Source organism: Burkholderia sp. 8Y, from assembly GCF_902506145.1.
GTDB lineage: Bacteria > Pseudomonadota > Gammaproteobacteria > Burkholderiales > Burkholderiaceae > Caballeronia.
In genome coordinates this window covers 785,097-807,946 of the sequence record NZ_LR733519.1, presented here as the reverse complement: position 1 = coordinate 807,946, position 22,850 = coordinate 785,097, and the positions used below count along the sequence as shown (strand labels likewise).

At 63.4% G+C, this 22,850-nt stretch carries 20 protein-coding genes and 1 tRNA gene; 7 read left to right on the top strand and 14 right to left on the bottom strand.

Going from position 1 to position 22,850, the window contains the following annotated elements; genetic code table 11:
* Positions 1-52 precede the first annotated feature (52 nt).
* The 3 genes from chrA to GV035_RS03475 all read right to left on the bottom strand — a co-directional run bounded on the left by chrA (position 53) and on the right by GV035_RS03475 (position 2,942).
* Positions 53-1,300, bottom strand: a complete 1,248-nt coding sequence (gene chrA, locus GV035_RS03485; RefSeq protein WP_159833414.1) for a chromate efflux transporter — start codon at positions 1,298-1,300, stop codon at positions 53-55.
* A gap of 76 nt (positions 1,301-1,376) precedes the next feature.
* Positions 1,377-2,141, bottom strand: coding sequence for an arsenical resistance protein ArsH (arsH, locus tag GV035_RS03480; protein ID WP_159833412.1), 765 nt, complete (start codon positions 2,139-2,141; stop codon positions 1,377-1,379).
* 330 nt (positions 2,142-2,471) lie between these two features.
* The gene (locus tag GV035_RS03475) at positions 2,472-2,942 is read right to left on the bottom strand and encodes a ribonuclease (protein WP_236572412.1); all 471 of its coding nucleotides are present in this window, start codon (positions 2,940-2,942) and stop codon (positions 2,472-2,474) included.
* A gap of 287 nt (positions 2,943-3,229) precedes the next feature.
* Between GV035_RS03475 and GV035_RS03470 the strand changes: the two genes are divergently transcribed.
* A complete protein-coding gene (locus GV035_RS03470; RefSeq protein ID WP_159833408.1) occupies positions 3,230-4,852 on the top strand; it encodes an acyl-CoA synthetase in 1,623 nt (540 codons plus the stop codon).
* Positions 4,853-4,897: 45 nt separating this feature from the next.
* On the opposite strand, the gene GV035_RS03465 is transcribed toward GV035_RS03470, so the two are convergent.
* The gene (locus tag GV035_RS03465) at positions 4,898-5,848 is read right to left on the bottom strand and encodes a LysR family transcriptional regulator (protein ID WP_159833406.1); all 951 of its coding nucleotides are present in this window, start codon (positions 5,846-5,848) and stop codon (positions 4,898-4,900) included.
* A gap of 119 nt (positions 5,849-5,967) precedes the next feature.
* Here GV035_RS03465 and GV035_RS03460 point away from each other — a divergent pair, with 119 nt between their 5' ends.
* Positions 5,968-6,720: an SDR family NAD(P)-dependent oxidoreductase gene (locus GV035_RS03460; RefSeq protein ID WP_159833404.1), complete on the top strand. Its 753-nt coding sequence runs from the start codon at positions 5,968-5,970 to the stop codon at positions 6,718-6,720.
* 60 nt (positions 6,721-6,780) lie between these two features.
* On the opposite strand, the gene GV035_RS03455 is transcribed toward GV035_RS03460, so the two are convergent.
* Positions 6,781-7,545: a bestrophin-like domain gene (locus tag GV035_RS03455; protein WP_159833402.1), complete on the bottom strand. Its 765-nt coding sequence runs from the start codon at positions 7,543-7,545 to the stop codon at positions 6,781-6,783.
* Between the two features lie 989 nt (positions 7,546-8,534).
* Between GV035_RS03455 and GV035_RS03450 the strand changes: the two genes are divergently transcribed.
* The gene (locus tag GV035_RS03450; RefSeq protein WP_159833400.1) at positions 8,535-9,299 is read left to right on the top strand and encodes a ParA family protein; all 765 of its coding nucleotides are present in this window, start codon (positions 8,535-8,537) and stop codon (positions 9,297-9,299) included.
* A 35-nt stretch (positions 9,300-9,334) separates the two neighbouring features.
* On the opposite strand, the gene GV035_RS03445 is transcribed toward GV035_RS03450, so the two are convergent.
* A complete protein-coding gene (locus GV035_RS03445; protein WP_159833398.1) occupies positions 9,335-11,728 on the bottom strand; it encodes a putative bifunctional diguanylate cyclase/phosphodiesterase in 2,394 nt (797 codons plus the stop codon).
* 206 nt (positions 11,729-11,934) lie between these two features.
* Between GV035_RS03445 and GV035_RS03440 the strand changes: the two genes are divergently transcribed.
* Positions 11,935-12,011, top strand: a tRNA-Val gene (locus GV035_RS03440).
* A gap of 86 nt (positions 12,012-12,097) precedes the next feature.
* Here GV035_RS03440 and GV035_RS03435 read toward each other — a convergent pair.
* The 3 genes from GV035_RS03435 to GV035_RS03425 all read right to left on the bottom strand — a co-directional run bounded on the left by GV035_RS03435 (position 12,098) and on the right by GV035_RS03425 (position 16,064).
* The gene (locus GV035_RS03435) at positions 12,098-12,316 is read right to left on the bottom strand and encodes a hypothetical protein (protein ID WP_159833396.1); all 219 of its coding nucleotides are present in this window, start codon (positions 12,314-12,316) and stop codon (positions 12,098-12,100) included.
* Positions 12,317-12,434: 118 nt separating this feature from the next.
* Positions 12,435-14,633, bottom strand: coding sequence for a TonB-dependent receptor (locus GV035_RS03430; protein WP_159833394.1), 2,199 nt, complete (start codon positions 14,631-14,633; stop codon positions 12,435-12,437).
* Positions 14,634-14,840: 207 nt separating this feature from the next.
* Complete coding sequence (locus GV035_RS03425; protein ID WP_159833392.1) at positions 14,841-16,064, bottom strand: PepSY-associated TM helix domain-containing protein; 1,224 nt, start codon at positions 16,062-16,064, stop codon at positions 14,841-14,843.
* A 221-nt stretch (positions 16,065-16,285) separates the two neighbouring features.
* Between GV035_RS03425 and GV035_RS03420 the strand changes: the two genes are divergently transcribed.
* Entirely contained in the window at positions 16,286-17,197 is a 912-nt protein-coding gene (locus GV035_RS03420) for a sterol desaturase family protein (RefSeq protein ID WP_159833390.1), read from the top strand.
* 63 nt (positions 17,198-17,260) lie between these two features.
* On the opposite strand, the gene GV035_RS03415 is transcribed toward GV035_RS03420, so the two are convergent.
* Entirely contained in the window at positions 17,261-17,461 is a 201-nt protein-coding gene (locus tag GV035_RS03415; protein WP_159833388.1) for a hypothetical protein, read from the bottom strand.
* 310 nt (positions 17,462-17,771) lie between these two features.
* Between GV035_RS03415 and GV035_RS03410 the strand changes: the two genes are divergently transcribed.
* Both GV035_RS03410 and GV035_RS03405 read left to right on the top strand, forming a co-directional pair.
* A complete protein-coding gene (locus GV035_RS03410; RefSeq protein ID WP_159833386.1) occupies positions 17,772-18,086 on the top strand; it encodes a DUF4148 domain-containing protein in 315 nt (104 codons plus the stop codon).
* 146 nt (positions 18,087-18,232) lie between these two features.
* Positions 18,233-18,919, top strand: a complete 687-nt coding sequence (locus tag GV035_RS03405) for an NAD(P)H-dependent oxidoreductase (RefSeq protein ID WP_201303894.1) — start codon at positions 18,233-18,235, stop codon at positions 18,917-18,919.
* 13 nt (positions 18,920-18,932) lie between these two features.
* Here GV035_RS03405 and GV035_RS03400 read toward each other — a convergent pair whose 3' ends face one another.
* The 4 genes from GV035_RS03400 to GV035_RS03385 all read right to left on the bottom strand — a co-directional run bounded on the left by GV035_RS03400 (position 18,933) and on the right by GV035_RS03385 (position 22,730).
* Positions 18,933-19,733 (bottom strand): ATP-binding cassette domain-containing protein, encoded by an 801-nt coding sequence (locus tag GV035_RS03400; protein ID WP_159834936.1) that lies wholly within the window; start codon positions 19,731-19,733, stop codon positions 18,933-18,935.
* Between the two features lie 5 nt (positions 19,734-19,738).
* Positions 19,739-20,533, bottom strand: a complete 795-nt coding sequence (ssuC, locus tag GV035_RS03395; RefSeq protein WP_159833382.1) for an aliphatic sulfonate ABC transporter permease SsuC — start codon at positions 20,531-20,533, stop codon at positions 19,739-19,741.
* Between the two features lie 8 nt (positions 20,534-20,541).
* Entirely contained in the window at positions 20,542-21,690 is a 1,149-nt protein-coding gene (ssuD, locus tag GV035_RS03390; RefSeq protein WP_159833380.1) for an FMNH2-dependent alkanesulfonate monooxygenase, read from the bottom strand.
* Between the two features lie 65 nt (positions 21,691-21,755).
* Positions 21,756-22,730 (bottom strand): sulfonate ABC transporter substrate-binding protein, encoded by a 975-nt coding sequence (locus GV035_RS03385; RefSeq protein WP_159833378.1) that lies wholly within the window; start codon positions 22,728-22,730, stop codon positions 21,756-21,758.
* Positions 22,731-22,850 lie beyond the last annotated feature (120 nt).

Here is a 22,850-nt window from a genome sequence, read left to right as displayed (position 1 = left end):
GCGCACCGGCGGCGCGTCAGTGTGATGGTCGCTTGCCGCCCCGCGCCTCCCTTCACGCGCCGCCGCGCAACACCGCTTCACCAACACCCGCCAGCGCGCACAACCCGACGACCGCCAGCGGCGCGACCCTCCACCGCGTGAGCAAGAGAAAGCCCACACTGACCACGGCGAAATCGCTTCCGGACTTCACCGCGCTGATCCACACCGGCGAGTAAAGCGCCATCGCCAGCAAGCCGACGACCGCCGCGTTCACGCCGGAAAGCACTGCCGTCATCGACGGACGGGCGCGCATCGCCTGCCAGTAGGGCAACGCAGCGACGACCAGCAACAGCCCCGGCAAGAAGATGCCCACCGTCGCCAATAGCGCCCCGCTCCAGTGGTTCGGCACTTCGGCCATCATCCAGCCGAGGAAGGCCGCGAACGTGAAAATCGGGCCGGGGACTGCCTGCGCGGCGCCGTAGCCGGCCAGGAAATCATTCGACTTCACCCAGCCTGTCGCGACGGTCTGCTGTTGCAGAAGCGGCAGGACAACGTGTCCACCGCCGAAGACGAGCGCGCCGGACCGGTAGAACGCGTCGAACACGCTCACGCCGTGGCCCGCGCCTAAACGCACGATCGCCGGAAGGCCGAAGAGCAGCACGAAAAAAAGCGTCAACGCGACGGCGCCTGCCGTGCGCGACACGCGAAATCCCCGCACGTGCGCTTGCGGGCTGTTCGCGGCGTTCTGCAACGATGTGTTCCGGCAGAACATGAACCCGAGCCCCGCCCCGAGCGCGATCACGATCAATTGCGCGTAGACGGTCGACAGGACGCTCAGCAAGACCATCGCCGCGAGTGCGATAGCCGCGCGACGGCGGTCCGGACACAGACGCCGCGCCATGTCCCAGACAGCCTGCGCCACCACGGCAACCGCCACCCGTTTCAGCCCATGCATGAAACCCGCGCCCACCGCGCCACCGAGATCGGGAGCGACGGCGGCGAACGCAACGAGCAAGAGCGCCGAGGGCAGCGTGAAACCGCACCACGCCGCGAGTCCTCCGCGCCACCCGCCTCTAAGCAGCCCGACGGAAAAGCCCACTTGACTGCTCGCCGGTCCCGGCAGGAACTGGCACAACGCCACGAGGTCCGCGAACGATTCGTCATCGAGCCAGCGCCGCCGCTCGATGAATTCCCGCCGGAAATAGCCGATATGGGCGATCGGACCGCCGAAGCACGTCAGTCCCAGCTTGAGGAATACGGCGAAAATCTCGGTTGCGGTGCGCTGTCGACCTGAGGCCGGCGAGTTCATGTCTGTTTGCATGAGTCTTGATCGAGGGCGGACAAGAAGCGCGCTAGCGCCTCGATAACAGCTTTCCCGCAGCGCCCTGCCCGCGCGCTTATTCGACTTCGCCGTCGTCGCTGTCTGCGGTCTTCGCATCGCGCTCGTGGTTCATCGCGGCGTTGGCGAGCGTCGCGGCCACTGCGGGCGCCCGTTCCTTGCGTTCGCTATAGCGGTCCGTGAGGTACTCTGAACGGTCGCGCACGAGCAGCGTGAACTTGAACAACTCCTCCATGACGTCCACGACGCGGTCATAGTACGGCGACGGCTTCATGCGCCCATCCGCATCGAATTCCTGATACGCCTTCGCCACCGATGACTGGTTCGGGATCGTCACCATTCGCATCCAGCGGCCGAGCACGCGCAGCGCGTTGACCGCATTGAACGACTGCGACCCGCCGCAGACCTGCATCACGGCAAGCGTGCGGCCCTGCGTCGGACGGATGCCGCCGAATTCGAGCGGCAGCCAGTCGATCTGATTCTTGAACACGGCGGTCAACGTGCCATGCCGCTCAGGACTGCACCAGACCTGCCCCTCGGACCACTCGGACAGCTTGCGCAACTCGACCACCTTCGGATGATCCCCGGGAACGCTGTCGGCGATCGGCAGATCATGCGGGTCGAAGACTTTGGTCTCCGCACCGAAGTGCTGAAGAATGCGCTCGGCTTCCAGCGTCAGCAGGCGGCTGTATGAAGTCGGCCGCAACGAGCCATAGAGCAGCAATACGCGCGGCGCATGGGTCGAAACGGCGCGCGGCTCCAGCTTGTCCAGGTCCGGCGTGTCCAGTAATGAAAGCGTGACATTGGGCAGATCGGACGACATCAATCAATCCTCCGGCTAGCGGCATCGATAACTCGTTCGCCGTCTTGCTCAATGCGCGCGTTGCGGATCAGCGGAAACACGTTACGCGGCATCGGCATATATAAAGTTATCATCATTATTTCTTCCTCAGTGCGTGCGCTGCATAGACATTCATGGTGCGGCCCGCGCGTTCGAACTTACTGCTGGGCGGAGCGGGCGAACCTATTAACCGTGGTCCGAACATATCGCCCGATATTGATTCGTACTTCCAAATATAAATGCGCAAACCACCTATGAGAGAGCATAGCCGGACCTCTCCCCACGCACCGCGACGCTTGCAATTGCCTCGCGTCACTCCGAGATCCGTTTGAAACTCGCGTAGTAATCGTCGGTGTAATAACACTCGCCCGTCTGCCTGCGCGCGCCGCCGCACACGATGCGGCGTTGTCCGCGATCCGCCGAACCCGGCGTGCGAACGGTGTAAGTGTGGTAGTAACCGCGTGCCTGCTGCGGCAGCAACGACGCGCTATTGCGAAACAGCACACCGTCGTCGCGATACGGATAGGGGCCGCCCGCTTTAATCAGACGCAGCGTCTCGGCGGCTTCACTCGGCAACTGCGCCTTCGTGATGGTCTGCAACGTGCCGTGCTCTTGCGCGCCCGATGCAGCCGAAGTCCCGCTCGCGCCGCTGGCTTGCGCAGGCGCCTGACTCGCGGCCGAGCCGGATTCTTGAGTCGCGTTTTGCGAGCCGTTCTTGCCGCACCCCCAAAGCGCCGCGCTCAAGGCGAACAAGCAGGAGTAAATCCATGCGCGCTTGACCAAGCCGTTGTCTCCGGTTGACTTGCATTCGACGACCGCGAACGGTTCAAGCATATCGCTAGTGACACGGTGCATCAATGCAACGCGCGCAAATCTTTTGATGCTCGGTGTGCGCCGCTTCGCGAGCAAGCGTCATCGCTCGATGTGACTCATGCTTCGACACGGTGCGATACGCTGGCAGAATGGACGCACGCGACAACGCGGTCCCGTTCGCTGCATCGCAACACGTGCGCGCATCGGATGTGTGAACCGTGCACGTCATAACAACGACACTTTCAAGGAGCCCGCCCATGCTGTCCAACGATTCCAGTTATGAAGCTGCGGTCCGTGGCTTTCGCTGGGCTATTCCGGAGCATTACAACATCGGCGTGGACGTATGCGACAAGTGGGCGGCTTCACGTCCCGACGACACCGCTTTGATCCACGAGCATCGCGACGGCAGCATCGAACGAATGACTTTCGCCGAACTCCGCAGCCAGAGCAATCGGGCGGCAAACTGCTTTCGCGCGCGTGGCATCGTGAAAGGCAGTCGAGTCGCCATTCTCATCGCGCAGTCGCCGCAGACGGCGATCGCGCACATCGCAGCGTTCAAGCTCGGCGCGACCTCTGTTCCGCTGTTTGCGCTCTTCGGGGAAGAAGCCCTGGAGTTTCGTCTGCGGGACAGCGGAGCCAGCGTGCTAGTCACCGATGCAGCCGGAGCGCAAAAGATCGCCGGTATCAGAGACCGGTTGCCGGCCCTGCGCACCGTGCTCGTCACGGGCGCGCAGCCCGATGCGAGCGCCGCAGCGGAGAGCTTCGACGCGGCGCTTGCAGCGGAAACGGACGTATTCGAGCCCGTGGCCACTCAAGCGAATGATCCCGCCGTCATCATCTACACGTCAGGCACCACGGGCAAGCCTAAGGGCGCATTGCACGCGCATCGCGTCCTGCTCGGGCATCTTCCGGGTGTCGAGATGTCGCATGGAGGGACGATAAGTCAGACGGACGTGTTCTGGACGCCCGCGGACTGGGCATGGATCGGCGGTCTGCTCGATGTCCTCCTGCCTGCGCTTCATCACGGCGCCACTGTCGTCTCGCGCCGTTTCGACAAATTCAATGCGCGAGCGGCATTCGACCTGATGAGTCGTCACGGCGTGACGCACGTATTTCTGCCGCCCACGGCGCTGAAGATGCTGCGTACGGAGAAGACGCCGCGTGAACAATGGAATCTGCGACTGCGGTCCGTCGCAAGCGGAGGAGAGTCTTTAGGCACCGAGCTCTTGACGTGGGGCCGGGACGCATTGGGCATCACGATCAACGAGTTCTACGGCCAGACGGAGTGCAATATGGTCGTCTCGTCATGCGGCAACTGGTTTGCGACTCGCCCCGGCGCGATTGGACGCGCGGCGCCGGGACATGACGTGCGCGTGGTGAACGACCACGGCATCGTGCAGCCGGTCGGTGAGATCGGCAATATCGCGATCAAGGCGCCGGACCCTGTGATGTTCCTCGGCTACTGGAACAATCCCTCGGCGACAGCGGAGAAGTTCGCGGGCGACTATCTGCTCACAGGCGATCTCGGCCGAATGGATGCCGAGGGCTTCATTCACTATGTGGGTCGCAACGACGACGTCATCACGAGCGCAGGTTATCGCATCGGGCCCGGACCCATCGAAGATTGTTTGTTGGGGCACCCCGCCGTTCGGCTAGTGGCCGTTGTCGGCGTGCCGGACTCCGAGCGGACGGAAATCGTGAAGGCGTGTGTTGTCCTGAGCGACGGCTTTGCGCCGAGCGACGACTTGACGAAAGCACTGCAAGACCATGTCCGTACGCGTCTCGCGGCGCACGAATATCCGCGCGTCATCGAATACCGCGAGTCGTTGCCAATGACATCGACTGGAAAACTCATCAGGCGCGAGTTGAGGACTCGCTGATGAGTGGCGACGGCGGCACGGTACGTCCGCGTTGAGCCTCGTTATTCAGGCAGTTGTGCGTGGTTCCGACGACGCCTTGTTTCGGGGCGAAAGCCAGGCAGGTTCGGCGAGATGTTCGGCAAAGAAGTCGGCAAGGGCCGTCACCTTCGCGGGGCGCGCCCTCGCCGATGGCGTGACGAAATACAGCCCGCCTCGCGTCAAGTGCCAATCGGTGAGGATCGCTTCGAGCCGCCCATCGGCGAGATACTCTCCCGCGATGAATTCGGGCAGCTCGGCGATGGCGAGTCCATCGAGCAGCGTTGGCAGCAGCGCATCGGAATTCGTCACGCGCAAGGGGCCGACCGGCGTGACGGGTTCCTCGTCGCCCGCATCGTTCACGAAGCGCCAGACCTCGGTGCCCGCCCGATAAGCATAAGAGAGACACGGTCTGCCGATCAAGTCTCTCGGATGCATCGGCCGCCCGAATTGGCTTAGGTAATCCGGAGACGCGACGACCATCTGCGATACCGCACAAAGGCGTTTGGCAATGAGCGACGAATCGGGTAAAGCAGCAATTCTCAGCGCCGCATCGAATCCTTGCGCGACGATATCGACCGTCGCATCCGACAAGTGCAAATCCACCGATATCTCGGGATACGCGCGCAATAATTGCGGCAGCAGCGGCGCGACCCATCGCAAACCGAACGACATCGGCACCGCGAGACGAATGAGTCCGCGCGGCTGCACCGACATTTCGCGTGCGGCGTTCTCGGCCTCCTCCGCTTGCCGATAGATGTCGCCGGCCTTTTCCGCGATCGTGCCGCCGAACTCCGTGAGCGCAAGCTGACGCGACGTTCGATTCAAGAGCCGTGCGCCAAGGCGCTCTTCCAGCCTCGCCACGCCGCGGGAGACCGTTGCGACCGACACGCCCATTGCCCGCGCCGCTGCCGCAAACGAGCCTTCCTCGGCGACCTTGGCGAACATCGCCAGTCCCTCGAAGTCCGGAAATTTCGTCATGTCATTCCTGCAAGGATGGTTTGCAGGCGAGTCTATTTCGAAATGACGTGTGCGTCGATATTCTCCTCACATCGCTTCACGACTCGACACTCAACCGAACGCAGACAAGGAGAAACATCATGGCACGCAAGCTCGAAGGCAAGATCGCTCTCGTGACCGGCGCAACGAGCGGCATTGGCCTCGCTACCGCGAAACGCTTCGCCGCAGAAGGCGCACACGTCTATGTCACGGGCCGCCGTCAGGCCGAACTGGATGCAGCAGTCGCGTCCATCGACAACGCGACGGGCGTTCGCGTCGATTCGTCGAAGCTCGATCAGCTGGACGCGCTCTATGAGCAGATTCGCGGCGAGAAAGGACGGCTCGACGTGCTGTTCGCCAACGCAGGCGGCGGCTCCATGCTGCCGCTTGGCGAGATCACCGAGGCGCACTATCACGACACCTTCGACCGCAATGTGAAAGGCACGCTTTTCACGGTGCAGAAAGCACTGCCCTTGCTGTCGAAAGGCGCATCGGTGATTCTGGCGGGATCGACGACGACCATCGAAGGCACGGCGGCATTCAGCGTGTATTCGGCCTCCAAGGCAGCGATTCGCAACTTCGCTCGAAGCTGGATTCTCGATCTGAAGGATCGCGGTATTCGCGTGAACACCATCAGCCCCGGCGCGACGAAGACGCCCGGACTCGTCGAGCTCGCAGGCCCGGACGCGACGCAGCAGCAAGGCTTGCTGGACTACCTGGCATCGCGCATCCCGATGGGCCGCGTCGGCGACCCGAACGAGATCGCCGCCGCCGCGCTCTTCCTCGCTTCGGACGACGCGAGCTTCGTCAACGGTGCTGAATTATTTGCCGATGGCGGACAGGCGCAAGTGTGAGCGCGAGTGTATGAGAGACAGCGGCGCGAAAACGCCGCTGTCGCAGGTTCATTCCGTCTATCACTTCTCCAGCGAATGAAGCAGCCGCGTGAGGTTCTGCGGCTGAACGCGAATGATCCCGCCACGAGGACTATCGATGTCGGCAATCAGCGCCAGCGACAATGAAATCGTCACGGGAAGAATAGTCATGAGCAGCACGGTGCGGCGCTTGCCTTTCGCGCCATAACCATGAACGGCGCATCCGAGCAGCGCGATCAAGACCATCAATGCCCATGCGCCGAGCGGAATATGATTGATTCGCGCTGCCTCCGAATAGTCCTGCGAATTCAGCACGTCGTTCATGCCGGCCACGACGAGCGATCCGATAGGCGTCGGTTGAGCCTTTGCCACCTGCGCCGCCAGTTGCCACAGTTCCGATTGAACCGCCGATGTCTCGGCATCGAGACGTCTCCTCGCATCTCTATCACGCGTCTGGAACTCCGTCCAACGCAAGTGTGTATAGCGGATCAACGCAGCCTTCATCATGTTGCCGATATGCGGATCCGCGAGGTCGGCTCGCACGTATTCGGTGCCGATTGCATTCGACTCGGCTTCTTCCAGCGTCTTTCGCTGATCATAGCGGCTGACCGCCATGGAAATGCTGAAGCCGATTATCAAGGCCAATAAGGTGAGCGTCGCTCCCTGGACGACGTTGAAATCATCGCGTTCCTCATCGCGCATGGGCGAAACACGCCGGAGGACGAATAGGCCAGAGGCTATAGCGACGATGAATATAAAAAGCAGCACGGCAAAGAGTATCGCGGGGTGATCGACGAGTGCCGCCATGCAATCTCTCCATTCAGGTTACTGCTGACCACTTCAACGTGCCTGTGGATCACGAAGCATCGGCTTCTGCCTGTGGCCTTCGACTTCACTTGAAACGTAGTTATAGGCATGATTGGCGTCGGTGCCAAGCAGCCTTACAGTGTGTGAGGATTCGGGCTATAAACCTCGGTAGCGTTAAGACATTCCGAGTTGCCTATGAATTTAGGTCGATACTTTTACGGCGCGGTGTCGTATGCGCGACGGAAAGCGCGCCTGAAGTCCGATGCGCTGTTGAACCGGGTTGAGCGCGAAGATCGCGGGACCGGAGTGAATCGATCTGCAGGGTGCGGGGGCAGTGTTAGCGGATCAACACCGCAACGCAACCATTGGACGCGCTTGCTTCACCAACTTGCGCGCGTCGACGCAAAATGCACTTCTCGGAGGCTTGATCGCGAGGTATTCGGAAAGTCGCGCGCGGAAGGTCGCCCAGAGCGCATGACTTCCGCGTTCTTGACCTGCCAGGAAGTTGCGCGTTGGTGAGCAAAACCGCATCGCGTAACGAACAGGAGAACACCGGCATCGCAGATGCAATCCGACGACGCCGGCGCATCCGTGGCTAATGCCATTTCGCACTCTTATGGCGCCTGCGGCCGACTGCGTCCCACAGCTTCCTGGCCTGTTTCTGCATGGAGCCAGAGTGTTCCTCGTGATGAGGCTCCGCGTCGCTGGCGTGACTGACCGTGACGCCCCGCCTTGCGCGCTTGAACATGTCGACTAGTTTCATCGCGACCTCCTTCTGCGGCAGAGACACCGCTAATCTAGTGTAGTCGGCTGCCGATGGCTTTGAAAATGCGCAAATGCGCTGTCCGCCCAGGCGGTGCTTTTCCGGCTCGAAACACCTATGCGCTACTATCACGCGTGGCGATAACGCTGCGCCCCGGGCTCGCGCATGCAGCGCATGATGCTGTCCTTTCGCGAACGCCCGTTCACATTCAGGAGAAGCCCAGTCGATGCGACGTGTCGTCTTCAATCAAAAAGGTGGCGTGGGAAAGTCCACCATTGTCTGCAATCTCGCCGCGATCAGTGCATCGCGCGGCTTGCGCACGCTCGTCGTCGATCTCGATCCGCAAGGCAACGCAAGCCAGTATTTGCTCGGCGCCGGCGCTCAGGACGCGCAGCCCAATCTTGTCAACTTTTTCGAATCGGCATTGAGTTACAGCTTTCGCGAACCGGCGTTCGATTCGTTCATTCATGCCACGCCGTTCGCGGATCTGGATATCGCGCCGTCGCACGCGAGCCTCGACACGCTGCAAAGCAAGCTGGAATCGCGCTACAAGATCTATAAGCTGCGTGACGCGCTCAAAGGGCTGACGAATTACGACGCCGTTTATATCGACACGCCGCCCGCGCTCAATTTCTTCACGCGTTCCGCTTTGATTGCGGTGGAACGCTGTCTCGTTCCGTTCGATTGCGACGACTTCTCGCGCCGCGCGCTGTATTCCGTGCTGGAAAACGTGCAGGAAATCCGTCACGACCACAATCCTGACCTGAAGGTCGAAGGCATCATCATCAATCAGTTTCAGCCGCGCGCGAGCTTGCCGCAAAAGCTCGTCGATGAACTGCGCGCCGAAGAGTTGCCCGTGCTCGATTCGCACATCTCTTCGTCCGTTAAGATTCGCGAAAGTCATCAACATGCGCGGCCGATGATTTATCTCGAGCCCCGGCACAAGCTCGCGCAGGAATACGTCGCGCTGCATGACGAACTGAACGGCTGAACGGGACAGACGTTCTTCAAAGACAGAAGGTCGGCTCAGGCCGTATGCGGGACCGGCCCCGCATGTCTTTGCGCGACCGGATCGCGCATGACCGCAGAACCGCTTCCCACGACCGACAGCCCGAAAACCTGCTCGGGCGCGACCGGCTTGCTCAGTAAGTAGCCCTGCACGAAATCGCATTGCGCGTCGCGCAGTATCCGAAGCTGCGGCGGGTATTCCACGCCCTCGGCAGTGGCGGTCACGCCCAGCGCATGCGACAAATGGATGATGCCGCGCACGATCTTGTGAATGGCGAAGTCGCTTTCCAGCCGCGCGATGAACGAGCGGTCGATCTTCAGCGTGTCCGGCGAAAAATCGGCGAGATAGCGCAGGCTCGAATATCCGGTTCCGAAATCGTCGATGGCAATGCGAACGCCCAGTTCCTTCAGCGCGCGCAGCGTGCGTTGCGCGAGTTCGGGATTTTCCATCAACGCGCTCTCGGTCAATTCCAGCTGAAGGCTCGACGCCGGCAGCCCGTGCCGCCGCAGCGCGGTGCTCACGACCTCGACGATCGCCGCGTCGCGCAACTGTCGCGCCGACACATTGACGGATACGCCCAGCGCATGCGCCCCGCTTCGCCGCCACTGCGCAAGCTGTCGCAACGCCTCGTCCATCACCCACGCGCCGACTTCGTTGATGAAACCGCTCTCTTCGAGGATCGGAATGAACACGTCCGGCGGTACGAGACCATGCGCGGGATGCCGCCAGCGAATCAGCGCCTCGACGCTGCACACTTCGAGCGAGTGCGGCTGATGAATCGGCTGATAGTGCAGAACGAACTGGTTGTCGGCGAGCGCGGCGGGCACGTCGCGCTCCAGCCTGAAGTCGACGATACGCCCCGTCGCGACCTGATCGGCGAAACGGAAGCCGTTGCGCCCGGCTTTCTTGGCCGCGTACATCGCAATGTCCGCGCTCGTCAGCAGCGTTTCGTGATCCGCGCCATTCTCGGGGAAAACCGAAATGCCGATGGATGCCGTCACGAACGTGCCCGCCGGGGTAGGCTCGCCCGTCTGCCGCAACGCACCGAGAATGCCTTTGGCGATGCTGGCGAGTTGGGCCTTGTCTTCGGCGCCGTCGATCAGCACGGCGAACTCGTCGCCGCCGAGCCGCGCGAGGAAGGCACCCGCCGGCAGCGAGGCCTGAATGTCCTCGCTGAGCGATTTGAGCAGCCGGTCCGCCGCCGTATGACCGAGCGTATCGTTGAGCACCTTGAAGCGGTCGAGATCCACGAACATCAACGCGAACGTGGCGTCCTGCCGGCAACGCTCCTCGATGCCGCGCACGAGCGCGCCACGGTTCGCGAGTCCGGTGAGCGAATCGGTGAAGGCGAGCCGGTCCAGTTCGACGAGCCGTTCCTGCTCCGCCGTCACGTCCTCGGTGACGCCGATGATGCGCGCCACCTTCCCGGCTGCGTCGAGTATCGGGTAGGCCGTGCTTTGAACCCAGCGGATCGCGCCGCCCTTCGTCCGGATGCGATATTGCGTGCGGCCACCGATCGATGTTTCGGCAATCTGGTGCATGGCCGACTCGACGCGCGGCCGGTCTTCCGGCAACACGACTTCCATCCACGCTTCCGGGCGCTCGCGAAGCGTCGCCGCGTCCAGCCCGAAAACGGACGCGCAGCCCGCGCTGATGTGATGAAAGTAGCTGAAATCCGCGCTATACGAATAGAAGCAGAGCCCGATGTGCGCTTCCATTTCGGACATGAGTGCTTCTTTCGCTCGCAGGTCGGCGGCGAGTTCGGCTTCCTTGGTCACATCGAGCGACGCGCACAGGACGCCGTAAATGCCCCCGCCGGGCTTCTCGACTGGTATGAGCCTCGACTGCCAGACCTTCGGTTCGCCGACGGTCGTGAGGCACGTCCCCGTGAACGATGTCCGCGATCCTTGCAGCGCGCCGTCGAACGCCTTGCGCGCCGCGAGCGCCTCGCCGCCGCTCCAGAAGCCGAGCCAGTCGGCACCGGCCAGTTGCTCGGGGCCCGTCGCGCGCATCAGTTCCGCGCCGTACTCCGAGATGCGAAGCAGACGGCCATCGGAGTCGAGCAGCTTCAGACACTCGCGGTTCGCGTCGAGCAGCGCCTTGGTGAGCGCGGCGGTCGCGTGCTGACGCGCGGCCACGCGAAGCGCGTGGCGCAAGCTGAGCGCATAGACGACAACGCCGGCCGCGACGCCGCCGCCGATTGCGGCGCTTTTCGAAACGGAAGCCAGCGCCAGATGGACGAGCGCGTACGCGCCCACGGCCGCGAGCAGAGGCGCGCCCATGTCGCGCCAGGAGACGCCCGCGTGCTTCGCGCAGGCGTCCAGAAAGAAAGACAGGAACCCTTGATTCAGGGCGGAGCTGTGGCTCGTTCGTGCGGCGCCGGTGGGGCTGGAGGCGGTGTGATGAGACATTGGCGTCACGAAGCGAAGGCTTGGATGAACGAGCAGCGGGCGAGGCCGCGATGGAGATGACTTACCTCTTGTTTACGTCCATCCGCGAAAATGCTTTAGCGCGATGACCGAGGCGCTTCGCGCCTCGCCCGCGTCCCGGTGTGCGCAGAAATCGGTCCGCCGGGCTTGTGCATCGCGGCAAGGGTCTCTATAATGCGCGGCTTCACAGGCTCGTAGCTCAGCTGGTTAGAGCACCACCTTGACATGGTGGGGGTCGTTGGTTCGAGTCCAATCGAGCCTACCAACGCATCTGCATCAAGCAAAAACGCCGCGTTTATCGCGGCGTTTTTGTTTTTCTCCCTCACATTGAACCGTCCGTCGGTCGACACGCTAGTCCCACATGTTTCGGAACGCCACAGCGGCAATCACGGGCACGGTGAGCACGAGCGGAATTGCGAAGTACGGCACCTCCAGATCCACGGTCCAGCTGTAGATCAGCCAGCCTACGCCGAGCGCGAGCGTGGTAATGCCGACCATCGCGGACAGCACATTGAGCGATCGCGTCGACAGGCGCTTGCGAGGCGCTTCCTTACTTTGAGTGGGTTCCATGATTGACATGCGCAACGAAACGCGAGGCGGGTGCTTCTGATTTTATACCGTCGGCAGACGCATGGCGGCGATATACCGACGGCTCCCGCCTCGCGTCCGAACAGAAACAAGGCGCGAATCAGAAATCCGTCGTCATGGAAAGCAGCACCGTGCGCGGCGCGCCTTGCGTCAGATAGCCGCCGATCGTCGATGCCCAATACGACTTGTTCGCCACGTTCAGCACACTCGCACGGAAGGTCGTCGGCTTGCCGAACAGCACGGTGGCGTAACGCGCGCCGAGGTCGAAACGATCCCAGTGCGGAATCGCGAGGGTGTTGGTCACGTTCAGATACTGCGAGCCGGTGTAAATCCAGCGCGCTGTCACGGTGAGGCCGTTGACGAGCGGCACGTCGTATTCCGCGTTGACATTGAACATGAAGGCCGGCACGCCGATCGGCATGTTGCCGTCCGTCGCGGCGCCGCCGGTATCGAGCTGCGTGCCGTGGATGTAGGTCGCGCCCGCGATCAGGCGCACGCCGCGCACAGGCTCGCCATACACCGACGCCTCCACGCCGCGATGCCGCTCGCGTCCGTTATCGAGGAAGAAGCCCGCCGCGTCCGTGTACGTCAGCGGCTTGTCGATCTGGAACAGCGCCACGGACGCGCCGTATTTGCCGTTGTCGTACTTCGCGCCGATCTCGTATTGCTTCGACTTCTCGGGCGGCAACTGCTGGCCGAAGTTGAGCGCGGTGTTCGGCGCCGATTCGCCGATGGTCAGCGCCTCGCTGCGGTTCGCGAAGAACGCCACGTTCTCCCACGGCTTCACGACGAGCCCGAAAAGCGGCGTTGTGATCGAATCGTTGTAGGCGCGCGTCTGCGTGCCGGTGTAATCGAACGTATTGCTGTGCAGTTCCTGATAGCGCGCGCCGACCGTGAACAGCACGCGGTCATGCAGGAAGCCGAGCGTATCCGACACGGACGCGCTGCGCATCAGATTCAGCGCGGTCATCTGCGGGTCGGCGAGGTTGCCGCCGGACAAGGTCGTCGCCGGATATGGGACTTGCGGCGTGGCGTAGAGGCTCGTCGGAAATGTGTCGCTGAAGGTGTAGGCCGATTGCGAATCGACGCGCACGATCGAGGCGCCCGCCGTGACAAAGTGGGACACCGGCCCGGTGTTGAAGTGGCCGCGCACGCCGGCCTCGGCCGAGCTGCCGTCTTCCTGATGCGGCACGCCCAGACGGAACGACGTGGTGCCCGTGTTGCCGACGGTCGGCGAAGCGTAGTCGCCATGCTCGTCCGTGTGGCGCACGCCGCCCGACACATACGCGGTCCAGCCGGGCAGGAAATCGTATTCGGCGCGCAAAATGCCGACCGTGTCCTCGATGGAACTGAACGTCCACGTCTGCGCGTAGTTGTAGGTGGCCGAGGGCGTTGCAGGAATGAAGTCGCCGCTGACGTTCACGGTCGGCCGGCCGCCGTTCACGCGCTCTCGCTGGTACAGGAAATCGCCGTAGAGACGCAGCTTGTCGCCGCGCCAGTCGAGGGAAACGGCCGTTGTGTTGTCGCGCCGATGTTCGCCGTCGATGCTCGTTTCGCCGTCATGATTCGCCTGATTCACGCGGATGCCGAACTGCCCTTCGCTGCCGAAACGCCGGCCCACGTCCACATGCGCGCCTATCTCGCCCGACGCCGTGCCGTCCAGCGTCACGCGCGTAAGCGGCTTGTCGTCCGCGCGCTTCAACTGCAGATTCAGCCCGCCGCCGACCGCCGAGCCATTCGGCGACGCGCCGTTCAGAAACGCGTTCGCGCCCTTGAACACGTCGACGCGTTCGAGCGCATCGGTCGCGACGAGCTGACGCGGCGTGATTCCGTAGAGGCCGTTGAGCGAGACGTCGTCGCCCTGCAACTCGAACCCGCGAATGATGTACGTCTCCGCGAAATTCCCGAAGCCATACGCGGTACGCACGGCCGGATCGTTGGCGAGCACGTCGCCGATGGTGCGCGCCTGCTGGTCCTCGATCAGCTTCGACGTGTAGGTCGTCATGCTGAAGGGCACGTCGATGGCCCGCTGCTGGCCGAGCACGCCGAAGTCCGCGCCGCGCGCGACCTGTCCGCCGCCGAACGTCGGCGCGAGTTCGCCCGGCAACGGCTCTTTCGACGCCTGCACTTTCACGGCCGGAAGCGTGCTCGTCGCCGCCGCATCAGTGCTGCCGGTATCGGTGGATTGCGCGTGGGCGGCGATGGAGAAAGCAGCTGCGATGGCCGCGACGATGGCGGCGCGCGATGCCAGCGCGTTGGCAGGCACGGAATGCGAGGATTGTCGATGGAAAGCGGGCATGAATCGGAAAAACGTCGGTGATGGTCGGTCTCCCGTCCCGGGGCGTCTGAAGGAATCCGGGCGGCGTGGTTTTATTTGCGTTGCGCGTCGCGTTCGGCGACGGTTTGCATGCAGCGGCGGATTTTAGCGTAAATGCGATTCATTATCATTAAAGCCGGCGACGTTTCGTTCGAGACGCAACGTCGCACGCTTCTCAGGGCGAGGCGATCAGGACGCCACCGACCGGCCGCGCGCCGCCCGCGCGTTCGCCGCAGCCGCCGAATGGCGACGCGCCGCGCGTTTTCGCATCCAGATAATCAAACCCGTCGCGCTCAACACCGCGACGGCGATCCCCACCGCGCTTATGGCAATGCGCCCGGCGACGCCCGCGATGCGCCCCGAATGCAGCGGAAACTGCGCCTGCATGAAGACGTCGCCCGCCGAGCCGCGCCCCGGAATCGACGAGCCCGCGAGCGTGCCGGTGTGACCGTTGTAGTAAAGCCAAGGGTTGCCGAGCCCGCCGTCGCCGTGGTCCTGCCCCGGCGCGAAGAATCCCACGCCGTACGCTTCGAACGCGGGCACGTAGTACAGCGCGCCCATCGGCGCCGCGATGTGCTCGCGCTTCGCGTCGGTCACGGCGGCGGCGAGAATTTGCTCGCGCGTCGCGAGTGCGCGCCCCGCCGGAGCCGCGCGCACGAGCGCGGCGTTTTCGGTCAGCGACGGCGAGAGCGTCGAGAACAGCGAGACGATCGGACGGACGACCGGAGCGCCCAGATTCATCGACACTGACGTGAGCGCGACCATCGCGAGCAGCGCCCAGATCCACACGCCGCCGGAGCGATGCAGATCGAACGTCAGCGCGTAGCCGCCGCGCCTCAAGCGAAACACGAGCGACTTGCGCCACGCCTTCACGCGCGGAAACGACAGCACGAGGGCAATCCCGCTATCGAACAGCCATACGATGCCGACGATCCCGAGCAGCCACGTCCCGGTGTCGAACCCGCCGATGATCGGCAGATGCAGCGTGTAGTGCAGCTTGTACAGAAAGGGCATCACGTCGATGCGCGCCAGCGACAGCGCGCCCCACATCCTGCGCCCCTGCACCTCGCCCGTTGCCGGATCGACGGCGATCTGGTTGTAGTCGATCGCGTAAGCCGCGCCGGTCGCCGGATTCGTGCGCGGCACGACCATCATTTGCACGGTATGCCCCGGCTCCACGCCGAGCGGCAGATACGTGACCTGAACCTGCGGATGGCCCGCTTCTACCCGACGCGCAAGTTCGAGCGGCTCAAGCGGCGCGGACTGGCTACGCGCATGGAAGAAGGACGGGTTGAGCAGTGCGTCGATTTCGTGATCCCACGCGATGATGGCGCCTGTCAGCCCCGACACGAAAAGAAACAGCGCGGTCGCCAGGCCGAACCAGCGATGCAGTTGCACCAGCACGCGCCTCATGCCGAGGGTGCCTGGAAAACGATGATGCGTGCGGCTCGGGCCATGAATCGCGCTTCGTGCAAATGGGAATCGTTCGCAATTGTAGCGGCGGTGTCGTGCAAGGGCAAGCGCCTCGCATTGCGTCTTTGGCGCATGACATTCCGTGAAATAAGTTGCGCGTGGTTTTAAACAGGACGCGTCGCTACATTGGGCACATACGCAACCCACCAACGGCGAACATCATGGAACTGATCGGAAAGGTATCGTTGTATGTGCTGGTCATCGTGCTCGCGGCGTCGATGATCGAAGCGATCTGGCTGAGCCGCAAACACAAAGGCACGAAGAAGGCGTTCGACTGGCACGAGGTCTGGATCTCGCTCACCGATCTCGTCGGCCGCAAATTGCTGGCGTTCGTGCCGCTCTCGCTCGCGACACCGTTCTTCGCGTTCGCGTGGGAACACCGCATCCACACGGTGACGGCCAATACGCCGCTGACCGTGTTCCTGCTCTTCATCGGCATGGAGTTCTGCTACTACTGGTATCACCGCGCGTCGCACACGGTTCGCTTTTTCTGGGCGACGCACGCGGTCCATCATTCGCCGAACCAGTTGACGCTCTCTTCAGCGTATCGGCTGGGGTGGACTTCGAAAATCACGGGCGCCGCGCTGTTCTTCACGCCGCTCGTATGGCTGGGCCTCAAGCCGGAAGTGGTGCTCGCCGCGCTCTCGATCAACCTGCTCTACCAATTCTGGCTTCATGCCACGTGGATTCCGAAGCTCGGCTGGCTGGAATACGTGTTCAACACGCCGTCGGCGCACCGCGTGCACCATGCATCGAACGCGGCTTATCTCGATGCCAACTTCGGTGGCGTGCTGGTGATCTTCGACCGACTGTTCGGCACGTATGTCGAGGAACGCGCCGATGAACCCTGCCGGTACGGACTCACGACGCCGACCACGTCGCACAACCCGATCGTCGTCCAGACGGAGCACTGGGCGAGCCTCGCGAAAGACGTGTTCCGCGCGAAGAGCGTGTCTCAGGCGATCGGCTTCGTGCTGCGCCCGCCCGGCTGGCTGCCTGACGGCGAAGGCGAAACGACCGAAGCATTGCAAAAGCGCTCGCAAAGCGGCAGCAAAACGATCGAAGCGTCCTGACTCCGAACGCTTCAACAGCACGAAAGGCGGACCCGAAGTTCGCCTTTCGTGCTTCACGCAATATCAGAACGTGACCGTCTGATTGATGACTTGCTGACCGTTCACGGTGATGACCGAAGTGGCCGTGCCGGTCTGCGTGCTGGTGCCGCCCGACGGGACGGTCGAGCCGCCAGCCGGGGACGTGCCGCCCGTGCCGCTCGTGCTCTTGGCGGCGCCGCCGGCGAGCTGTGCAATCGCGAGTGCGTTGCGGTCGATTTTGTTCATTGTCGATATCCTCTTTCGATTGAGATGCACCGATTGACCGCGATCCGCGACGCGAGGTTCGCGTGCGTCGATGGCGCGGGGTCGGTGGCTGACATCATATGCCGCCTGCGGTCTCGCGCGCTTCATCAAATGTCCTAATTATATTTTCCGAAAGGCACGCATTCGGCATGCAAACATTCGTATCAGCGGAATCGCTGACCCTGAGCACGGTTCGCGTCACGCATCGGGTGGAAGATGGTTATGGTCAAGCGTGGAGGCATCCGCCTTGCTTCCATCTGCGATGCCTCGCGACAAACACGGAACACACGCCATGAAAACTGTGCCGATCAACTGGCCGATGCTCTCGGCATGGGCATGCCTGCTCGCGGGCTGCGCCGCCGGCAGCCCGCCGCAGAACACCTCGCATCTGACTCCGACGCAATGCCGCGATCTCGCAGCCATCCGGAACAACGCGCCGCCAAACCGCGAGCGGAACGCAAGCGAACTGACGGCGCTCAGGCAAGCGGGCTACGACCCGTCGCGATGGTTCGATCCGTACTATCCGGAGGATCTCCAGGCGGCGCAGCGTCAGATCGATGTCTGGTTCAGGACCGACTGCCCGCCCGCCGCGCGGCAGGCGGATTGAATCAAACCTGCGGTCTAGATGGCCTTGGAATCGCCGAAGAGCGATTGGCTAACCCGTTCACATACTGCTGCTTCGATCAGTTGCTTCCACCGCCGCATATCCTTAGCGAAATTCATGCGTTCCGCGAAGCACCCCCGCTGGCTATGATGACCGATCCGACGGTTCGCACCGTTCACTCTGCAGGAGCATCGCACTTGACCCGAACCGAAACATCGCGCCGTCCGCTCGTCGTCGGAATCGGCGGCACGACGCGGCCCGCTTCATCCACGGAACGCGCGCTGGCCTTCGCGCTCAAGGGCGCGCAGGAATCCGGCGCACGCGTGCAGTTGTTCGGCGGCGCGTTCCTGCACAGCCTTCCGCATTACGCGCCCGAATCGCGCGAACTCACCGACGAGCAGCACGAACTCATCGAAGCTGTGCGCGCCGCGGATGCACTCGTCATCGCGACGCCCGGCTATCACGGCGGCATCTCGGGTCTCGTGAAGAACGCGCTCGATACGCTCGAGGAACTGCGGCTCGACGAGCGTCCGTATCTCGATGGACGCGCGGTCGGCAGCATCGTCACCGCCTACGGCTGGCAGGCAGCGGGCACGGTGCTGACGTCGCTGCGCTCGATCGTGCATGCGCTGCGCGGCTGGCCGACGCCGTTCGGCGCAGCGGTCAACACGCTCGAGACGCGCTTCGAGTCCGCTGATACGTGCTCGGACCCGAAGGTCGTCGCGCAGCTTCGCACGGTCGGGCAGCAAGCCGCGAGCTTCACGCACGCGTTCGGCGCGCATCGGCCCGACGCGTGGTCTGTCGCGGAGCAAGAAGTGGCGGTGGCGCAGAGCTAGCGCCATCGCAGGATCACGCCGGACGCAGCACGCGCGACAACACGCGTTCTTCGAGTTCGGCGAATCCCTGTGCCGTGCGCAAACGCGGCCGCGACAGGGCAACGAGCGTATCCAGCGTGATGCGCCCTTGCTCGATCAACACGATGCGATCGCCGAGCGACACCGCTTCCTGCACGTCATGCGTGACGAGCAGCGCCGTGAATCCGTGCTCGCGCCACAGCCGCTCGATCAAGCCGTGCATTTCGATGCGCGTCAACGCGTCGAGCGCGCCGAGCGGTTCATCGAGCAGCAGCAGATCCGGCCGATGCACCAGCGCACGCGCCAGCGCCACGCGCTGACGCTGACCGCCGGACAACCGCGACGGCCAGTCCTTCTCGCGCTCGGAGAGCCCTACTTCGGCGAGCGTCGCACGCGCTTCGTCGCGCCGCTCGCCCGGCAAACCGATCATCACGTTGTCGAGGACGCTCTTCCACGGCAAGAGCCGCGCGTCCTGAAACATGATGCGAACCTGCAACGCGCCGCCCGGCGTCGGTGCATTGCGTTCGACCACGCCGCCCGACGCTTGGTCGAGACCGGCGATCAGCCGCAGCAAGGTGGATTTGCCGCAGCCGCTGCGCCCGACGATCGACACGAAGCTGCCGCGCTCGATGGCGAAGTCCAGGTTCGCCAGCACGCGGCGCTCGCCGAAGCGTTTTTCGACGCCGCGCAGCGAGACAGCGACGTCCCGGCCGGAACGCGCTCGGGCAAGCGGCTCCGCGCGCAGCGATTCAGGCGCTTGCGGCCGCTGCGCGAGATCGAGCGTATCGACGGAAATGGTATTCACGAAAGGCCCTCGTTTTGATAAGCGGGATGCCAGCGCAGGCTGGCGCGCTCGATGGCGCGGGCGCCCATGTCCGCGAGCTTGCCGAGCAGCGCGTAAAGCAGAATGCCCAGCACGACGACATCCGTTTGCATGAACTCGCGGGCGTTCATCGTCATGTAACCGATGCCCGATTGCGCGGATATGGTTTCCGCGACGATCAGCATGACCCACATCAGGCCCAACGCGAAGCGCACGCCGACGAGAATGGACGGCAGCGCGCCGGGCAGAATCACGTGCCGATACAGCGCGAAGCCCGAGAGGCCGTAGCTTCGGGCCATTTCGATCAGGTCGCGGTCCACGGAACGAATGCCGTGATATGTGTTCACGTACACGGGAAAAAACACGCCCAGCGCCACGAGCACGAGTTTGGCCTCCTCGCCGATACCGAACCAGAGAATCAGAAGCGGAATCATCGCGAGCGCGGGAATGTTGCGGATCATCTGCACGGTGGAATCCAGCAGGACTTCGGCGGGCCTGAAAAGCCCCGTCGCAAGCCCGAGCACGAAGCCGATGCCGCCGCCGACCGCGAAGCCGGCGAGCGCACGCCACGCGCTCACTCTTACGTCGGTCCACAGTTCGCCCGACTGGATCAGCGACCACGCGGCCTTCGCGACTGCGAGCGGTTCAGGCAACACGCGCGCCGAGAGGCCGCCCGTGCGCGCGGCGGCTTCCCACGCAAGCAGAATGAGAAGCGGCACGATCCACGGCAAGAAGCGTGCGCCGGCACGCCGAAAAGTCGAAGTCGGGTTCATCGTGATCCTCAGCCTTGCGCGGCCTTCGGCAGTTCCGACGTGCCGACCACTTCACCGAACGGCCCAGATAGCGGTCCCGACGCGCGCGCTTTCTGAGCGCGCGGCAGCAGCGGAAACACGAGTTCCGCGAAGCGATACGACTCCTCCAGATGCGGATAGCCCGACAAGATGAACGTCTCGACGCCGAGTTCGGCGTATTGCTTCATCAGACCGGCGACTTGCTGCGGATTGCCGACGAGCGCCGTTCCCGCGCCGCCCCGCACGAGCCCCACGCCCGCCCACAGATGCGGATACACCTCGAGCTTGTCGCGCTTGCCGCCGTGCAGCGCGGCCATGCGCCGCTGGCCTTCAGAATCCATCTTCGAGAATTGCGCCTGCGCGCGCTGAATGGTGTCGTCGTCGAGCTTACTGATGAGCTTATCGGCAGCGGCCCAGGCTTCAACTTCCGTCTCGCGCACGATCACATGCAGGCGGATGCCGAACCGGATCGTGCGCCCTTGCGCCTCTGCGCGGCGGCGGATGTCAGCGAGTTTCTTCTCGACTTCGGCGGGCGGCTCGCCCCACGTGAGATACGTGTCGATGTGCTTCGCCGCGATCTCGTGCGCCGCTGGCGACGAACCGCCGAACCACAATGGCGGATGCGGCCGCTGCACCGGCGGATACAGCACCTTGCCGCCTTCCGTGCGCAGATGCTTGCCCGCGTAGTCGAAATTGCCCTTCTCATGCGAGCTTTCGAGCAGGCCGCGCCAGATGCTCAAGAACTCGTCCGTGATTTCGTAGCGCGTGTCGTGACTTTCGAAGACGCCATCGCCGGCAAGTTCGTTCGGATCGCCGCCCGTCACAACGTTGATGAGCAGGCGCCCGTTCGAGAGCCGGTCGAAGGTGGACGCCATGCGCGCCGAGAGGCCCGGCGAACTCAGCCCCGGCCGGATCGCGACCAGAAACTTGAGGCGCCGCGTCGCGGGAATGAGGCTCGACGCGACCACCCAGGCGTCTTCGCACGAGCGGCCCGTCGGCAGCAGCACGCCTTCATAGCCGAGCGTGTCGGCGGCAACGGCTATCTGGCGGAAGTAATCGTAATCGGCGGCACGCGCGCCTTGCGACGTGCCGAGATAGCGGCTGTCGCCATGAGTCGGGATGAACCAGAAGACATTCATGCTTGGACTTTTCTCGCGAAGTGCAAATATTCAGGATGTCGAAACGAATTCGCGTGCATCGTTCGTCAGGCGACGTTCCAGCGCGCCTCGGTCACGTCGAGCTTCTTCGGAATCAGCCTGAGCGTGGTGAACGTATCGGCGATTTGCTGCTGATACGCGAGCGTCGCGGGCGAAATGGACTCAATGCCGTACGCGGTGCGCTGCAACGCGTGCTCGATGGTCCCCGTGTCCAGCCCGACGAGCGGCGACAGTTGCGCCGCGACGGCCGGGAGATTGTCGCGCGACCAGCGATCGACATGATCGAGTTCTTCGAGCACCGCGCGCACGATTTGCGGCTGCTCTGCCGCATACTTTCGCGCCGCGACGTAGAACTGAATGTTGCGCACGAGCCCGGTGCCGTCGACGAGCGGTCGCGCATTGGCCTGGCGCTCGATGGCGGCGAAATACGGATCCCAGATCACCCACGCATCGACGCTGCCCTGAACGAATGCCGCGCGGGCGTCGGCGGGCGCGAGATAGACGGGTTGAATGTCTGCGTAAGAAAGCCCCGCCTTCCTGAGTGCCTCGACAAAGAGGTAATGCACATTCGAGCCCTTGTTCAGCGCGATTTTCTTGCCGCGCAGTTGGGCGACCGAACGGATACCGGAGTCCTTCGGCACGACGATGGCCTCTGCCCGCGGCGCCGACGGCTCATTACCGACATAGACGAAATCGACGCCCGCGGCCTGCGCGAAGATCGGCGGCGTCTCGCCGACCGTGCCGATATCGACGGCGCCCGCATTGAGCCCTTCGAACAGTTGCGGTCCCGCCGGAAATTCGAGCCACTGCACGCTGACGCCTTGCGGCGCGAGGCGCTTTTCGAGCGTGCCGCGCGCCCTCAACACGACGAAGTTGCCATACTTCTGATAGCCGATGCGCAGCGTCCTGCCCGCATCGCCGGCGCGCGCGGCATGCGGCGCCATCACCGTCGCGCCGAGCGCCGCGAGCGTGATGAGCGCGCGTCTGCGAGTGGATGACGGGGGCGCGTTTCGATATGACATTCGTGATTCCTCAGGCGATGGGCGATGGCATCGTCGATGCCGTGTTGCCGGTCATCGTAACAACGGTCCACGCGCGGCCTAAGCAAGAAATCGTGATATGCATTGCACGCTGCATGCTCG

Bases quoted from the DNA above. Each gene is read 5' to 3' on its own strand.
- chrA (WP_159833414.1), bottom strand. From the start codon at position 1,300: ATGCAAACAGACATGAACTCGCCGGCCTCAGGTCGACAGCGCACCGCA.
- arsH (WP_159833412.1), bottom strand. From the start codon at position 2,141: ATGTCGTCCGATCTGCCCAATGTCACGCTTTCATTACTGGACACGCCG.
- GV035_RS03470 (WP_159833408.1), top strand. From the start codon at position 3,230: ATGCTGTCCAACGATTCCAGTTATGAAGCTGCGGTCCGTGGCTTTCGC.
- GV035_RS03465 (WP_159833406.1), bottom strand. From the start codon at position 5,848: ATGACGAAATTTCCGGACTTCGAGGGACTGGCGATGTTCGCCAAGGTC.
- GV035_RS03460 (WP_159833404.1), top strand. From the start codon at position 5,968: ATGGCACGCAAGCTCGAAGGCAAGATCGCTCTCGTGACCGGCGCAACG.
- GV035_RS03455 (WP_159833402.1), bottom strand. From the start codon at position 7,545: ATGGCGGCACTCGTCGATCACCCCGCGATACTCTTTGCCGTGCTGCTT.
- GV035_RS03450 (WP_159833400.1), top strand. From the start codon at position 8,535: ATGCGACGTGTCGTCTTCAATCAAAAAGGTGGCGTGGGAAAGTCCACC.
- GV035_RS03445 (WP_159833398.1), bottom strand. From the start codon at position 11,728: ATGTCTCATCACACCGCCTCCAGCCCCACCGGCGCCGCACGAACGAGC.
- GV035_RS03435 (WP_159833396.1), bottom strand. From the start codon at position 12,316: ATGGAACCCACTCAAAGTAAGGAAGCGCCTCGCAAGCGCCTGTCGACG.
- GV035_RS03430 (WP_159833394.1), bottom strand. From the start codon at position 14,633: ATGCCCGCTTTCCATCGACAATCCTCGCATTCCGTGCCTGCCAACGCG.
- GV035_RS03425 (WP_159833392.1), bottom strand. From the start codon at position 16,064: ATGAGGCGCGTGCTGGTGCAACTGCATCGCTGGTTCGGCCTGGCGACC.
- GV035_RS03420 (WP_159833390.1), top strand. From the start codon at position 16,286: ATGGAACTGATCGGAAAGGTATCGTTGTATGTGCTGGTCATCGTGCTC.
- GV035_RS03415 (WP_159833388.1), bottom strand. From the start codon at position 17,461: ATGAACAAAATCGACCGCAACGCACTCGCGATTGCACAGCTCGCCGGC.
- GV035_RS03410 (WP_159833386.1), top strand. From the start codon at position 17,772: ATGAAAACTGTGCCGATCAACTGGCCGATGCTCTCGGCATGGGCATGC.
- GV035_RS03405 (WP_201303894.1), top strand. From the start codon at position 18,233: ATGACCGATCCGACGGTTCGCACCGTTCACTCTGCAGGAGCATCGCAC.
- ssuC (WP_159833382.1), bottom strand. From the start codon at position 20,533: ATGAACCCGACTTCGACTTTTCGGCGTGCCGGCGCACGCTTCTTGCCG.
- ssuD (WP_159833380.1), bottom strand. From the start codon at position 21,690: ATGAATGTCTTCTGGTTCATCCCGACTCATGGCGACAGCCGCTATCTC.
- GV035_RS03385 (WP_159833378.1), bottom strand. From the start codon at position 22,730: ATGTCATATCGAAACGCGCCCCCGTCATCCACTCGCAGACGCGCGCTC.